Genomic DNA, 14,414 nt, shown 5'->3' with positions numbered 1-14,414 from the left:
CCGCGCTGATCAGTCCCGACCGCCCAGTGAGCGTGGTCGGAATCGGCGCGGCGTCCCCTCCTGTGCGAGGGGCATTTTTATTTGGCCGCACGGCCGTTTCCGCAGGCAGAGACGATCGATGGAGCTTTGAGGACCATGAGCGAGACGAATTCCTCCGCCACCGCCGAAGGCGCGGGGGGCGCCCCTTCGGCCGCCGAGGCGGCCGCGCCGCACCGCTACACGGCCGCCCTGGCGGCCGAGATCGAGGCGCGCTGGCAGGACGTCTGGGACGCCGACGGCACGTACGAAGCACCCAACCCGAGCGGTGACCTGGCCGGCGACCCGGAGCTGGCGGCCCGCCCCAAGAAGTTCATCATGGACATGTTCCCGTACCCCTCGGGTGCGGGCCTGCACGTGGGTCACCCCCTGGGGTACATCGCCACGGACGTGTTCGCGCGCTTCCAGCGCATGACGGGCCACAACGTCCTGCACTCCCTGGGCTTCGACGCCTTCGGCCTGCCCGCCGAGCAGTACGCGGTGCAGACCGGCACGCACCCGCGCGTGTCCACCGAGGCCAACATCGCCAACATGAAGGCGCAGCTGCGCCGTCTGGGCCTGGGCCACGACAAGCGCCGCTCGTTCGCGACGATCGAGCCGGAGTACTACAAGTGGACCCAGTGGATCTTCCTGCAGATCTTCAACTCCTGGTACGACGACGAGCTGCGCAAGGCCCGTCCGATCGCCGACCTGGTCGCCCAGTTCGAGACCGGTGAGCGCGTCGTACCGGACTCCACGCGCGCGTGGAGCGAGCTGTCCGCCACGGAGCGCGCCGACGTCCTGAGCGGCTTCCGCCTGGCCTACGCCTCCGAGGCCCCCGTCAACTGGTGCCCGGGCCTGGGCACCGTCCTGGCGAACGAGGAGGTCACCGCCGACGGCCGCTCCGAGCGCGGCAACTTCCCGGTCTTCAAGTCCAAGCTGCGCCAGTGGAACATGCGCATCACGGCGTACGCCGACCGCCTGCTGGAGGACCTGGACGCGCTGGACTGGCCCGAGGCCATCAAGCTGCAGCAGCGCAACTGGATCGGCCGCTCCGAAGGCGCCCGCGTCGACTTCCCCGTCGGCTCCGGCGACGCGGCGATCACGGTCTTCACCACCCGCCAGGACACCCTGTTCGGCGCCACGTACATGGTCCTGGCGCCCGAGCACGAGCTGGTCGACTCGCTGGTCCCGGCCGCCTGGCCCGAGGGCACCCACGAGGTGTGGACCGGCGGCCACGCGACGCCCGCCGAGGCCGTCGCCAAGTACCGTGCCGTCGCCGCCGCCAAGTCCGACGTCGAGCGCCAGGCCGACGCCAAGGAGAAGACCGGCGTCTTCACCGGCGTGTACGCCACGAACCCGGTCAGCGGCGAGCGCGTCCCGGTCTTCATCGCCGACTACGTCCTGATGGGCTACGGCACCGGCGCGATCATGGCCGTCCCGGCGCACGACACCCGCGACTTCGCCTTCGCGCGCGCCTTCGAGCTGCCGATGCGCTGTGTGGTCGAGCCCTCCGACGACCGGGGCACGGACCCGTCGACGTGGGACGAGGCCTTCGCCTCGTACGAGGCGAAGATCGTCAACTCCTCCAGTGACAACGTCTCCCTGGACGGCCTGTCCGTCGTCGAGGCCAAGGCCCGCGTCACCGAGTGGCTGGAGCGCGAGGGCATCGGCCGCGGCACCGTCAACTTCCGGCTGCGCGACTGGCTGTTCAGCCGCCAGCGCTACTGGGGCGAGCCCTTCCCGATCGTCTACGACGAGGACGGCGTCGCCCACTCGCTGCCCGAGTCGATGCTGCCCCTGCCGCTGCCGGAGGTCGACGACTACTCGCCGCGCACCTTCGACCCGGACGACGCCGACACCCGGCCGGAGACCCCGCTGTCCCGCAACGAGGACTGGGTCAACGTCACGCTGGACCTGGGCGACGGCCCCAAGAAGTACCGCCGCGAGACCAACACCATGCCCAACTGGGCGGGCTCCTGCTGGTACGAGCTGCGCTACCTGGACCCGCACAACGACCAGCAGCTGGTCGCCCCCGACATCGAGCGCTACTGGATGGGCCCGCGCGCGGGCCAGCCCACCGGCGGCGCCGACCTGTACGTCGGCGGCGCCGAGCACGCCGTGCTGCACCTGCTGTACGCGCGCTTCTGGTCGAAGGTCCTGTTCGACCTGGGCCACATCTCGTCGGCCGAGCCGTTCCACAAGCTGTTCAACCAGGGCATGATCCAGGCGTACGTCTACCGCGACAGCCGCGGCTTCCCGGTTCCGGCCACCGAGGTCGAGGAGCGCGACGGGCAGTACTTCTTCGAGGGCGAGCCGGTCAAGCGCGAGCTGGGCAAGATGGGCAAGTCCCTGAAGAACGCGGTCACCCCGGACGAGATCTGCGAGGAGTACGGCGCGGACACCCTGCGCCTGTACGAGATGGCGATGGGCCCGCTGGACGTGTCCCGCCCGTGGGACACGCGCGCGGTCGTCGGCCAGTACCGGCTGCTGCAGCGTCTGTGGCGCCTGATCGTCGACGAGGCCACCGGTGAGGCGACCGTCGTGGACGCGGAGCCCGGCGAGGACGCGCTGCGCGCCCTGCACAAGGCGATCGACGGCGTCCGCCAGGACCTGGAGGGCATGCGGTTCAACACCGCCATCGCGAAGATCACCGAGCTGAACAACCACCTGACCAAGGCCGGGAGCGCGGTGCCGCGCTCCGTGGCCGAGCGTCTGGTGCTGCTGGTGGCGCCGCTGGCCCCGCACGTCGCCGAGGAGCTGTGGCGCCGTCTGGGCCACACCGACTCGGTCGTCCACCAGGACTTCCCGGTCGCCGACCCCGCGTACGTCGTGGACGAGACCGTGACCTGCGTCGTGCAGATCAAGGGCAAGGTCAAGGCGCGCCTGGAGGTCTCCCCGGCCATTTCCGACGACGAGCTGGAGAAGGTCGCCCTGGCCGACGAGCGGGTCGTGGCCGCGCTGGGCGGCGCGGGCATCCGCAAGGTCATCGTGCGGGCGCCGAAGCTGGTGAACATCGTTCCCGCCTGACCCTTCCCGGCCGCCCGCCCGGACGCTCGCCGCGCTCCGGACGGCCGGTGAGGCGATGGATGGTGACCGGCCGGACCCCGCACGGGGTCCGGCCGGTCAACTGTTCGCCGGGCGGGGTACGTTGCCCCGGGCACGCCGTGGCGTCGGGCCGACGCATCCGGGTAGTCCCCTACGGGCAGGTTCCGGGTTCCGCTGGAACCCTCGACCGGCCTGCTGCGTTTACCGTGGAGAGGCAGACGGGCCCGTCCGCCGACGACCTCACCGACCGCCCCGCCCGGCCGAAGGAGAAGCATCGTGGAAGCCGTGATCGCAGTGGTCGCGCTGCTCTTCGTGCTGTTCCTGGCAGTCGGGGCGTATGCGGTGGTCAAAGCCGTGGGCGCCGCCAAGCGCGGTGTGGACCGCACCCTCTCCCAGGCCCGCCGGACGGTCGAGGACACCACGCTGCGCGCGAAGACGTTCGCGCAGCCCGGCGCCGTCGGCGAGCTGGCCCAGCTCCGGCTCACCTTGCGCACGTCGATGCGGGCCACCCAGGACGCGCTGCACGCGGGCGTAGCCGAGGACCCCTCGCTGCACGAGTCCCTCGCACTCTTCGAGCGCCTGAGCGTCCACGGCCACGAGCTGGACGACGAGCTGAAGCGCCTGGAGAGCGAGCCGGACCGGATCACCCTGAGCCAGCGCCTGCCCTCCCTGAAGGAGCGCACGCAGCAGATCACGAAGGCGGCGGACTCCCTGCGCTGGGCGGCCCGCGACCGCGCCCACAAGTTCGCGGACGACGACCTGGACCTGCTGCGCACCCAGATCGACATGGAGGCGGGCGCCCTGCGGCACTGGACGACGGAGCCCTCCGACACCCAGCCCACCGCGTCCTCCACCCCCTCGGCCCCGCCGTCCGCCGCGTCCACGCCGCCGTGGCCCGACCCGGCACCGGCGGAGCCGTCGCCCCGGCCCGCCGCGACGGCCCCCACGGAGCGTTCCGACCGCACCGCCCAGGAGCCGACGAGACCCGCGATCACACCGCCGAGCCCGCGGCCGACGTACTCCTGGGAGAAGCAGACCAAGCCGGAGAGCACCACCTGAGCCCGGGCGATCCGCCGTCGGCACCGCCGCGAGGCATCGCTCCGCCAGGGGTCCGCCCGGCTCCGCGCGGCCCGTCATGGGGGCCGTCGCCCGGGTGACGGGGTCGGACTGCCGCGTCAGGGTTCCTGCGGGTAATCTCCAGCTCATGTCCCGCCATGTCGCGATCGTCACCGATTCAACGGCCTACCTGCCGCAACGGACGATGGAGCGGCACGGCATCACCGCGGTGCCGCTGACCGTGGTGCTCGGCAACCAGGCGCTCGAAGAGGGCACCGAGATCTCGGCCCGTTCCCTCGCGCTCGCCCTGCAGAAGCGCCGGCCCGTGACCACGTCCCGGCCGAGCCCCGAGGTCTTCGCGCGCACCTACCGCGAGGTCGCCGAGGCGGGCGCCACGGGCATCGTCTCGCTGCATCTGTCGGCGGAGTTCTCCGGGACGTACGACGCGGCCGTCCTCGCGGCGCGCGAGGCGCCGGTGCCGGTGCGCGTCGTCGACACCGGCATGGTCGCGATGGCCCTCGGCTTCTGCGCCCTCGCGGCCGCCGAGGCCGCCGAGTCGGGCGGCTCCGTGGACGAGGCGGTGTCCGCCGCCGAGAAGCGGGCCGCGAGCACGTCCGCGTACTTCTACGTGGACACCCTCGACTACCTCCGCCGCGGCGGGCGGATCGGCGCGGCACAGGCGCTCCTTGGCTCCGCGCTCGCCGTGAAGCCGCTCCTCGAACTGGACGGCGGGCGCATCGAGCTCCTGGAGAAGGTGCGCACCGCGTCGAAGGCGATCGCCCGTCTCGAGGAGATCGCGGTCGAGCGGGCCGGTGCGCACGAGGTCGACATCGCGGTCCATCACCTGGCGGCGCCCGAGCGCGCCGAAGCGCTCGCGGAGCGGCTCAGGGAGCGCGTGCCGTCCCTGGCGGAGCTGCACGTCAGCGAGGTGGGCGCGGTGATCGGGGCGCACACGGGACCGGGCCTGCTGGGGGCTGTGGTGTCGCCTCGGTGAGGTGACGTGAGTGACGGCCGGAACTCGTGTGGGTGACTGAGTTATCCACAACTCTCCGGTAGTCCCCGGGAATTGACCAAGATCAACGCGCTTTCCGCGGGCTGTCTAGCGTCGTTGGCATGGAACTTCGATCACCTTCACGGACAGCGGCAGGCGCGGCGAGCGGAGAGCCGAGCCCGGCCTCTCCCGCCCGAGAGACACATCGGCACGCCCGACGGCGGGCCCGGCGCAGGAGGGCCGCGGCGGAGGCGATGCGGCTGCGGGCGGAGACGCTCTTCGCTGGAGCTGCCGGAGCTGCCGGGGCTGCCGGGGCTGTCAGGGGTGGTGGGGCTGGCGGGGTCGGTGGGGCCGGGCCCGGTCCGGCGGGGCTTCGCCGGGCGGGAGCTGGTGCGGCGGAGCGTGGTGCGCCCTCGCTGACGCCGACCTCGGTCGAGCAGGAGCACGCGGGGGCGGTGCCGGAGGCGGAGGACGCGTACGACCGGCCCCCGCGGGCGGCCCCTTCGTGGCGGGCGCGGGTCGGGCTCGCCGTGCGGGAGCGGCTTCCGGTCTGGATGCAGCGCAGATGCGGCCTGGAGCGGCGGAGCGTGCTCGCGCTCGGGGTGGTCCTCGTCGTGGCGGCGGTGTTCGCGGCCCAGCACTTCTGGAGCGGCCGGGCGCAGCCGGTGCGGGCGCCGGACGTGGTGGGTGAGGCGGCGGCGCCCGGTCCGGAGGGAGGTCCGTCCCCGTCACCGGGAGCGCTGCCGGACGCGGGGCCGCCTCCGGGGGCCGAAGAGGCTGAGGGCGCCCAGGGGGCCGGTGCGGGACAGGGCGGCGGTGCCGGGGCCACGGGCGTGGCGAGCGGCGGGCTCGTTGTGGACGTCAGCGGCAAGGTCCGCAGCCCCGGTGTCCTCCGCCTGCCCGCCGGCTCCCGTGTCGCCGACGCGCTGCGGGCCGCGGGCGGGGTGCGCCCCGGCACGAAGACCGACGCCCTCAACCGCGCCCGACTGCTCGTGGACGGGGAGCAACTGGTCGTGGGCGGGCCCGCGCCCCCGGCCCTCGGGGTGCCCGCAGGGGGAGCGGTGGCCGGACCGCCCGGTGTCTCCGGAGCGCCCACGGGCCCCGTCGCGCTGAACACCGCCACGGCTGAGCAACTGGACACCCTGCCGGGCGTCGGCCCGGTCCTCGCGCAGCACATCATCGACTACCGCACGGAGCACGGCGGCTTCCGCTCGGTGGACGAGCTCCGCGAGGTCAATGGCATCGGCGATCGACGCTTCGCCGACCTGCGGAATCTCGTGCGGCCATGAGGCGGCCGGGTGTCCGGCCGGTGGCCGAGGGGCAGGGGAGGGCGGGGCGCGCGGCCGCCCGTGCCGCTGGGGCCCACCGCCTCGGCTCGGCCCACCCCCGCCAGGAAGGCCCGGCGGACCTGCGTCTCGTGCCGCCCGCCCTGGCGGCCTGGGCGGCCGCGGCCCTTGCGCTGGACGCCCCGCCCCGCCTGGTGGTGGGCGCGGTGGTGGTCTGTGTGGTGGTCGCCGGGGCCCTGCTGGTGACGTGGACGGCGTGCGGGCGCCCGTCGGCCGGGAGACACCGCCGCCCGGGCCGGTGGCGGGGCGGAGCCTGGGGGCGGGTCAGTGTGGCGGCCGTCCTGTTGTGCGCCGGGGCGGCCGCGGCATCGGCGGGGCTGCACGGGGCGGATCTGTACCGAGGCCCGGTCCCCGGGCTCGCCCGGGAGTACGCCACGGTGACGGCGGAGCTGGAGGTGACGTCGGACCCGCGCCGCACCAGACCCCGGGTCACGGGCGACCGGCCGATGCCACCGGCCGTGATGCTGAACGCAGACGCCGTGCGGGTCACGGAGACGGACGGGACGACGACCGCGACGCGGACACCGGTGCTGGTCATCGTGCGGCAGGAGGAGAAGGAGGCGGGGCGCGACACCGGCACCGAAGGTCCGCAGGGAGCGCGGGAGGCGCGCGGAGCCGGGAAGCGGTGGGACTCCCCGTGGCTCGGACTGCTGCCGTCCACGCGGCTGCGGGTGCGGGCGGACCTCGTGCCGCCGCTGCCGGACAGCGGAGGCATCGCGGCAGTGCTGCGCGTGCAGGGGGACCGGGGGCCACGGGTGATCGGGGAGCCCTCGCGGGCGCAGCGGTTCGCGGGAGAGCTGCGCGGGGGGCTGCGGGAGGCGACGGACGGGCTGCCCGCCGACGCTCGGGCGCTGCTGCCGGGGCTGGTGATCGGGGACACCTCCCGGGTTCCTCCGGAGCTGGAGCAGGCGTTCCGGGCGACCGACCTGACGCACTTGTTGGCCGTGAGCGGGGCCAACCTCACGATCGTCCTCGCGCTGCTCATCGGCCCGCCGGGAACGGCCCACCGGGCTGAACGGCGCGGTCTGGCGCCACGGTTGGGCATTCCGCTGCGGGTGACGGCGCTGCTCGGGGGTGTGCTGACGCTCGGCTTCGTGCTGGTGTGCAGGCCTGAGCCGAGCGTGGTGCGGGCGGCGGCGTGCGGCCTGGTGGTGCTGCTTGCCCTCGCCACGGGGCGGCGCAGATCGCTGATCCCGGCGCTCGCCGCCGTGGTCCTGGTGCTCGTCCTCTACGACCCGTGGCTGTCGCGGAGCTATGGCTTCCTGCTGTCCGTGCTCGCCACGGGGGCGTTGCTGACGCTCGCGCCGAGGTGGAGCGCCGGGCTTCGGCGGCACGGGGTGCCGGGGCGGCTCGCCGAGGCGCTGGCGGCCGCGGCTGCGGCGCAGGCGGTGTGCGCGCCGGTGGTGGCGGTCCTCGCGGCGCGGGTGAGCTTGGTGGCGGTGCCGTGCAATCTCCTTGCGGAGTTCGCGGTGGCGCCCGCCACGGTGCTCGGGTTCGCCGCGCTCGCGGTGGCGCCGGTGGCGATGCCGGTGGCCAAGGTCCTGGCATGGGGGGCCAGTTGGCCGACCGAGTGGATCGCGGGCATCGCGCGGACGGGGGCGGCGCTGCCCGGGAACGGGGTGGACTGGCCGGGCAGTTGGCGTGGCGCGCTGTTGCTGGCCGCCGTCACGGTGGTGCTCGTCCTGGTCGGCAGGCGGCTCGTGCGGCACCCGTGGGTGTGCGCGGCCTGCGCGCTGTTGCTGCTCGCCGTGGTCGTCCAGCCGCCGCCGCTCACCCGGGTCATCGCGGGTTGGCCGCCGCCCCGGTGGCGCCTGGTGATGTGCGATGTGGGGCAGGGGGACGCGACCGTCCTCGCGGCGGGGCCCGGTGCCGGGGTGGTCGTCGACGCGGGGCCCGACCCGATGCTCGTGGATCGCTGTCTGCGGTCGCTCGGCATCACGCGAGTGCCCTTGGTGCTGCTCACGCACTTCCACGCGGACCATGTGGCGGGGCTGCCGGGGGTGCTGAGGGGGCGTTCGGTGGGGGCGATCCAGACGACGGGGTTCGGGGAGCCGCCGGGGCAGGTGGCGTTCGTGCGGGCGCAGGCGGCCGCGCGCGGGGTGCCGGTGACGCGGGCCGAGGCCGGGGAGCGCCGGCGTGCGGGGGAGCTCGACTGGCGGGTGCTCTGGCCCGCGCCGCGCCCGGCGCCGGACCCGGAGGGGGCGAATGACGCCAGCGTCACGATCCTGGTGCGCACCCGGGGCCTCACCCTGCTCCTGCTCGGCGACCTCGAACCGCCCGCGCAGCGAGCCCTGTTGCGCACGCCGGAGGGGGCGGCGCTGCCGCGTGTGGACGTTCTCAAGGTCGCTCACCACGGGTCGGCGTATCAGGATCCGGGGCTCCTGCGGCGGGCCGGGCCGCGTCTGGCGTTGATCTCCTGTGGGGCGGACAACTCCTACGGACACCCCTCGCCCCGCACGGTGGCCGCGCTGCGCGGGATGGGGGCGATGGTGGTGCGGACCGACGTGGACGGCGCCATCGCGGTGGTCGGAGGGCGGGCCGGTGGCGGGTCCGGGGAGAGCGGCGGAGGGGCCGCCGGGGTCGCGGGCGGGGGAGGGGAGGCGGAGCTGGGGGTGGTCACGCGCCGGTCCTGAGGCGGTGCCGAGTGGGTGGCTGGGCGGTGGCGAGGGGGCGCCGAGTGGGCGGCAAGGCGGTGGCGAGGGGAGAGATCAATTCGGGTCAGCCGGACAGTCGGAGCAGTTCTTCCGTTTCTGCAATGTTCTTGCTGAAGTGGGCGCGTTTGCATCGAAAGCCGCAACGGTGATCGAATGCATCTTCGTTATAAGTGTTGTCAAGGCCCGCGGGGGTGCGTCGCAGTGTTCGGCCGTTGGCTGGGAAACCGTTGGAGCCGAGGAGGGCGGTCCGGCCCGCTGTCGGCGGTGGCGGTCCCACCAGGTGCCGGGGTGCTCAGCTGCCGGGTGCTCGACCCCGTGAACGAGTCGGTGCAGCACGCGGAGCTGTCCGTCACCGACACCATGGGGCGCAAGGTCGTCAGTGGTGGGACGGACCCGTTCGGGTCGTTCGTGGCGGCGGTTCCCGCGGGGGAGTACCGGCTCGCGGTGTCGGCGGAAGGGTTCACGCCGTACCGGGCGAACGTCACGGTCACCGAGGGTGCGCACGCGTCGATGGGCGACGTGACGCTCCAGGTGGCGCAGCTGCCGACGCTCCCGGACTCGGGGGACTGGGACATCGACCCGATGCACTCCACCATCGGGTTCACGGCCCGGCACATCGGGCTGGCGCGCATCCACGGGCGGTTCAACACGTTCGCGGGGGCGATCCGTCTCGCCGAGCGGATGGAGGAGTCCGCGATGCACGTGGTGATCGACGCCGCGTCCATCGACACGGCCGTCAAGATGCGCGACGACCATCTGCGGTCCGGTGACTTCCTGGACGTGGAGCGGTACCCGACGATGGAGTTCTACAGCGACCGCTTCGTGCACAAGGGCGGCAACCGCTGGGCGATCACCGGCGCGCTCTCGCTGCACGGCGTGACGCGGACGGTGACGCTCGACGCCGAGTACCTGGGCGTCGGCCAGGGCATCCAGGGCGAGACCCGGGCGGCCTGTCGCGCGACGACCGAGCTGCACCGCGACGACTTCACGATCACCTGGCAGACCATGCTCGCCCGGGGCATCGCCGCGGTCGGCGCCAGCATCACCATCGAGCTGGACATCCAGGTCGTGCCGAAGAGCGTCGCCGCGGCGGCCGCGGCGTAGGCCTCAGGGGGCTTCCAGCCAGCCCTCGTACTCCGCGGCGAGGCCGTCGAGCGCCGTCGGGTCGAGGCGCCGCTCGGGGTCCTCGACGACGACCAGCCACTGGGCGTCCTCGGCGTCGTCCTCGCCCGCCAGCGCGTCGCGTACGAGCTGGGGCTCCTCGGCCACGCCGAAGCGGTCGGGGAGCTCTTCGGCGACTTCTTCCGCCGCGTCGCGGTCGGGCAGCACCAGGACATGTCGTACGTCGGTCACCTGGCCATTCTCGCCCACGGGCGGCCGGGGCCCGGACGGGGTTCCGGCGGCGCCTCCGGCTGTCGGTGGCGCGTGGGATGCTTGACGGCGATGGCCAGGAAGAACGCACAAGACGACCCGCTCGCCCCCGTCACGGTAGCCGTGGGGCAGGAGGACCTGCTGCTCGACCGTGCCGTGCAGGAGGTCGTCGCCGCGGCCCGCGCCGCGGACGCCGACACCGACGTGCGGGACCTCACCCCCGACCAGCTGGCGCCGGGGACGCTCGCGGAGCTGACCAGCCCGTCGCTGTTCGCCGAGCGCAAGGTCGTGGTCGTGCGCAGTGCGCAGGACCTGTCGGCGGACACGATCAAGGACGTGAAGGGGTACTTCGGCGCGCCCGTGGAGGAGATCACCCTCGTGCTCCTGCACGCGGGCGGCGCCAAGGGCAAGGGGTTGCTCGACGCGGCCCGCAAGGCCGGGGCGCGGGAGGTCGCCTGCCCCAAGATGACCAAGCCCGCGGACCGGCTCGCGTTCGTGCGGGGAGAGTTCCGGGCGCTCGGGCGGTCGGCGACGCCAGAGGCCTGCCAGACCCTGGTGGACGCGATCGGCAGTGATCTGCGGGAGCTCGCCTCCGCCGCGGCGCAGCTGGTCGCGGACGTCGAGGGGACCATCGACGAGGCGGTCGTCGGGCGGTACTACACCGGGCGGGCCGAGGCCTCCAGCTTCACCGTGGCCGACCGGGCCGTGGAGGGGCGGGCCGCCGAGGCGCTGGAGGCGCTGCGGTGGTCGCTCGCCACCGGGGTCGCGCCCGTGCTGATCACGAGCGCGCTCGCGCAGGGCGTGCGGGCCATCGGGAAGCTGTCCTCCGCCCGGGGCGGGCGGCCCGCCGACCTGGCGCGGGAGCTGGGGATGCCGCCCTGGAAGATCGACCGGGTGCGGCAGCAGATGCGGGGGTGGTCTCCCGACGGGGTGGCGGTGGCGCTTGCCGCTGTCGCGGAGGCCGATGCCGGGGTGAAGGGCGGCGGGGACGATCCCGAGTACGCCCTGGAGAAGGCGGTCGTCGCCGTAGCCCGCGCAGCCCGCCCCCGCCGCACCTGACCCACCCCGAGGCCACACCGCCCCCGGCCCGGTCCGGCTTGCCCCGCCCCTTCCCGAGCCTGCCCCAGCCCCGGGCCCCGCGTACCGGCCCCTCCCCGGGCGGACCCGTCCCCGAGGCCTCGCACCGGCCCCTACCAGGTTTGACCTGGCCCCGGGGTCCCGTGCACCGGCTCCCCAGCCCCAGCCCCGCCAGAACACCGTACGGAACAGCAAAACCCAGAACCCCAGAACCCCGGAACCCGGGAACCCCAGAACCCGGGAGCAACCCCAAACACCAAAAAGCCCCACCCCCGCCCCGGGGGAGGAGCGGATGTGGGGCCTTTGGTTACGCAATGTGTTGAGCTCGCACCCGCGTGGCGAACGCAGGCCGCGTGCGAGCTCGAGGTGTCGGTCGGGAGCGGATGAGAGAGGGCCCGCTCTGGGTCCGGCCGACGGTTACATCAGGTACATCAGGTGTGGTCCAGAAGGACTCAGCCCTGGAGGGACGCGACCTTCGAAGCAAGCGCCGACTTCTTGTTGGCGGCCTGGTTCTTGTGGATGACGCCCTTGGAGACGGCCTTGTCCAGCTTGCGGTGGGCGTCGCGCAGGGCGACGGTGGCCTTCTCGACGTCGCCCGAGGCGATGGCCTCACGGGTCTTGCGGATCGACGTCTTGAGGGCGGACTTGACCGACTTGTTGCGCAGGCGCGCCTTCTCGTTGGTCTTGTTCCGCTTGATCTGGGACTTGATGTTCGCCACGAAAGAGCCTTTTCAGGTTCAGGTACCGCTGGTTTCTCTGACATGCGCCTCGCGCTGAGAGGGCTACGAGACACAGCTGACCACGGTACCAGCCCCCTTCGGGGCGGCCCAAACCGATGGGCACGGCCCACCCGTGGGACCATGGAGGCTACGTATCGATCCGACCCGAGGCATAAGGCGCCTCAAGAGACAGGACCCTGCGTGCCCGCGACCCCTAAGAATGTGCCCGAACCGAGCCGTACCGACCCGGCTCTGATCCGCAATTTCTGCATCATCGCGCACATCGACCACGGCAAGTCCACGCTCGCCGACCGCATGCTCCAGCTGACCGGTGTGGTCGAGCAGCGCCAGATGCGCGCCCAGTACCTCGACCGCATGGACATCGAGCGTGAGCGCGGCATCACGATCAAGTCCCAGGCGGTGCGTCTGCCCTGGGCCCCCACCGAGGGCCCGGACCAGGGCAGGACGCACATCCTCAACATGATCGACACCCCGGGACACGTGGACTTCACGTACGAGGTCTCGCGGTCGCTCGCCGCATGTGAGGGGACGGTCCTGCTCGTCGACGCCGCCCAGGGCATCGAGGCGCAGACCCTCGCCAACCTGTACCTGGCGATGGAGAACGACCTCAAGATCGTCCCGGTGCTCAACAAGATCGACCTCCCGGCCGCCCAGCCCGAGAAGTTCTCCGAGGAGCTCGCGAACCTCATCGGCTGCGACCCGGAGGACGTCCTCAAGGTCTCCGCGAAGACCGGGCTCGGCGTCGAGGCGCTGCTCGACCGGGTCGTGGCCGAGGTCCCGGCGCCCGTCGGCGTCGCGGACGCGCCCGCCCGCGCGATGATCTTCGACTCGGTGTACGACTCGTACCGGGGCGTCGTGACGTACGTCCGTGTCGTCGACGGCCAGCTCAACAAGCGTGAGCGGATCCGGATGATGTCGACGGGCGCGACGCACGAGCTCCTGGAGATCGGGACGAACTCGCCCGAGATGCTCGCCGCCGACGGCCTCGGCGTGGGTGAGGTGGGCTACCTCATCACCGGCGTGAAGGACGTGCGCCAGTCCAAGGTCGGTGACACGATCACCTCCCTGCACAAGGGCGCCACCGAGGCCCTCGGCGGGTACAAGGACCCCAAGCCGATGGTCTTCTCGGGCCTGTATCCGCTGGACGGCTCGGACTACCCGGAGCTGCGCGACGCGCTCGACAAGCTCCAGCTCAACGACGCCGCGCTGGTGTACGAGCCGGAGACGTCGGCGGCGCTCGGCTTCGGCTTCCGCGTGGGCTTCCTCGGCCTGCTGCACCTGGACGTGATCCGGGAGCGTCTTGAGCGGGAGTTCGGGCTCGACCTGATCGCCACCGCGCCGAACGTGGTCTACCGCGTGATCATGGAGGACGGCGCCGAGCACGTCGTCACCAATCCGAGTGAGTTCCCCGAGGGGAAGATCGACCAGGTCTTCGAGCCGGTGGTGCGGGCGACCATCCTCGCGCCGTCGGAGTTCATCGGCTCGATCATGGAGCTGTGCCAGAACCGGCGCGGCGTCCTGCTCGGCATGGACTACCTCTCCGAGGACCGCGTCGAGATCCGCTACACCCTGCCCCTCGCGGAGATCGTCTTCGACTTCTTCGACCAGCTGAAGTCGAAGACCCGCGGCTACGCCTCGCTGGACTACGAGCCCACGGGCGAGCAGTCCGCGCAGCTCGTCAAGGTCGACATCCTGCTGCACGGCGACAAGGTCGACGCGTTCTCGGCGATCACGCACAAGGACGCGGCGTACGCGTACGGCGTGCGGCTCGTGGCCAAGCTGCGCGAGCTGATCCCGCGGCAGGCGTTCGAGGTGCCGGTGCAGGCCGCCATCGGTTCGCGGGTCATCGCCCGCGAGACCATCCGTGCCATCCGCAAGGACGTCCTCGCCAAGTGCTACGGCGGTGACATCTCGCGTAAGCGGAAGCTGCTCGAGAAGCAGAAGGAAGGCAAGAAGCGGATGAAGATGGTCGGCTCCGTGGAGGTTCCGCAGGAGGCCTTCATCGCGGTGCTCTCCAGTGACGAGGGCCCCAAGAAGAAGTAGCCGTCCGCCCGGCCGCCGCCGGGTTCCCCGCCGCGTGGAAAGCGCTCGTCCGTCGCCCGGACGAGCGCTTTCC

General features: G+C 72.7%; 10 protein-coding genes. 8 read left to right on the top strand and 2 right to left on the bottom strand.

Annotated elements, in window-relative coordinates; translation table 11 throughout:
• Positions 1-135 precede the first annotated feature (135 nt).
• The 6 genes from leuS (at position 136) to C9F11_RS14445 (ending at position 10,214) form a co-directional block, all read left to right on the top strand.
• The gene (leuS, locus tag C9F11_RS14470) at positions 136-3,045 is read left to right on the top strand and encodes a leucine--tRNA ligase (RefSeq protein WP_138959688.1); all 2,910 of its coding nucleotides are present in this window, start codon (positions 136-138) and stop codon (positions 3,043-3,045) included.
• Positions 3,046-3,339: 294 nt separating this feature from the next.
• Complete coding sequence (locus C9F11_RS14465; RefSeq protein ID WP_138959687.1) at positions 3,340-4,122, top strand: hypothetical protein; 783 nt, start codon at positions 3,340-3,342, stop codon at positions 4,120-4,122.
• 145 nt (positions 4,123-4,267) lie between these two features.
• Complete coding sequence (locus C9F11_RS14460; RefSeq protein ID WP_138959686.1) at positions 4,268-5,113, top strand: DegV family protein; 846 nt, start codon at positions 4,268-4,270, stop codon at positions 5,111-5,113.
• Positions 5,114-5,232: 119 nt separating this feature from the next.
• Positions 5,233-6,399: a ComEA family DNA-binding protein gene (locus C9F11_RS14455; RefSeq protein ID WP_138959685.1), complete on the top strand. Its 1,167-nt coding sequence runs from the start codon at positions 5,233-5,235 to the stop codon at positions 6,397-6,399.
• Complete coding sequence (locus C9F11_RS14450) at positions 6,396-9,089, top strand: ComEC/Rec2 family competence protein (protein WP_138959684.1); 2,694 nt, start codon at positions 6,396-6,398, stop codon at positions 9,087-9,089. The genes C9F11_RS14455 and C9F11_RS14450 overlap by 4 nt, the downstream gene beginning before the upstream one ends.
• 222 nt (positions 9,090-9,311) lie before the next feature.
• Positions 9,312-10,214: a YceI family protein gene (locus C9F11_RS14445; RefSeq protein ID WP_138959683.1), complete on the top strand. Its 903-nt coding sequence runs from the start codon at positions 9,312-9,314 to the stop codon at positions 10,212-10,214.
• Positions 10,215-10,217: 3 nt separating this feature from the next.
• Here the strand turns inward: C9F11_RS14445 and C9F11_RS14440 are convergent, their stop codons facing one another.
• Positions 10,218-10,463: a hypothetical protein gene (locus C9F11_RS14440; RefSeq protein WP_138959682.1), complete on the bottom strand. Its 246-nt coding sequence runs from the start codon at positions 10,461-10,463 to the stop codon at positions 10,218-10,220.
• Between the two features lie 90 nt (positions 10,464-10,553).
• On the opposite strand from C9F11_RS14440, the gene holA reads away from it, so the two are divergent.
• Positions 10,554-11,540, top strand: coding sequence for a DNA polymerase III subunit delta (gene holA / locus C9F11_RS14435; protein ID WP_138959681.1), 987 nt, complete (start codon positions 10,554-10,556; stop codon positions 11,538-11,540).
• 470 nt (positions 11,541-12,010) lie between these two features.
• Here holA and rpsT read toward each other — a convergent pair whose 3' ends face one another.
• The gene (rpsT, locus tag C9F11_RS14430; RefSeq protein WP_138959680.1) at positions 12,011-12,277 is read right to left on the bottom strand and encodes a 30S ribosomal protein S20; all 267 of its coding nucleotides are present in this window, start codon (positions 12,275-12,277) and stop codon (positions 12,011-12,013) included.
• Between the two features lie 201 nt (positions 12,278-12,478).
• On the opposite strand from rpsT, the gene lepA reads away from it, so the two are divergent.
• Entirely contained in the window at positions 12,479-14,341 is a 1,863-nt protein-coding gene (gene lepA, locus C9F11_RS14425) for a translation elongation factor 4 (protein WP_138959679.1), read from the top strand.
• Positions 14,342-14,414 lie beyond the last annotated feature (73 nt).

It is taken from the genome of Streptomyces sp. YIM 121038 (genome assembly GCF_006088715.1).
GTDB lineage: Bacteria > Actinomycetota > Actinomycetes > Streptomycetales > Streptomycetaceae > Streptomyces.
The sequence above is the reverse complement of the archived record's forward strand: the minus strand, read 5'-3'. Positions and strand labels throughout refer to the sequence as shown.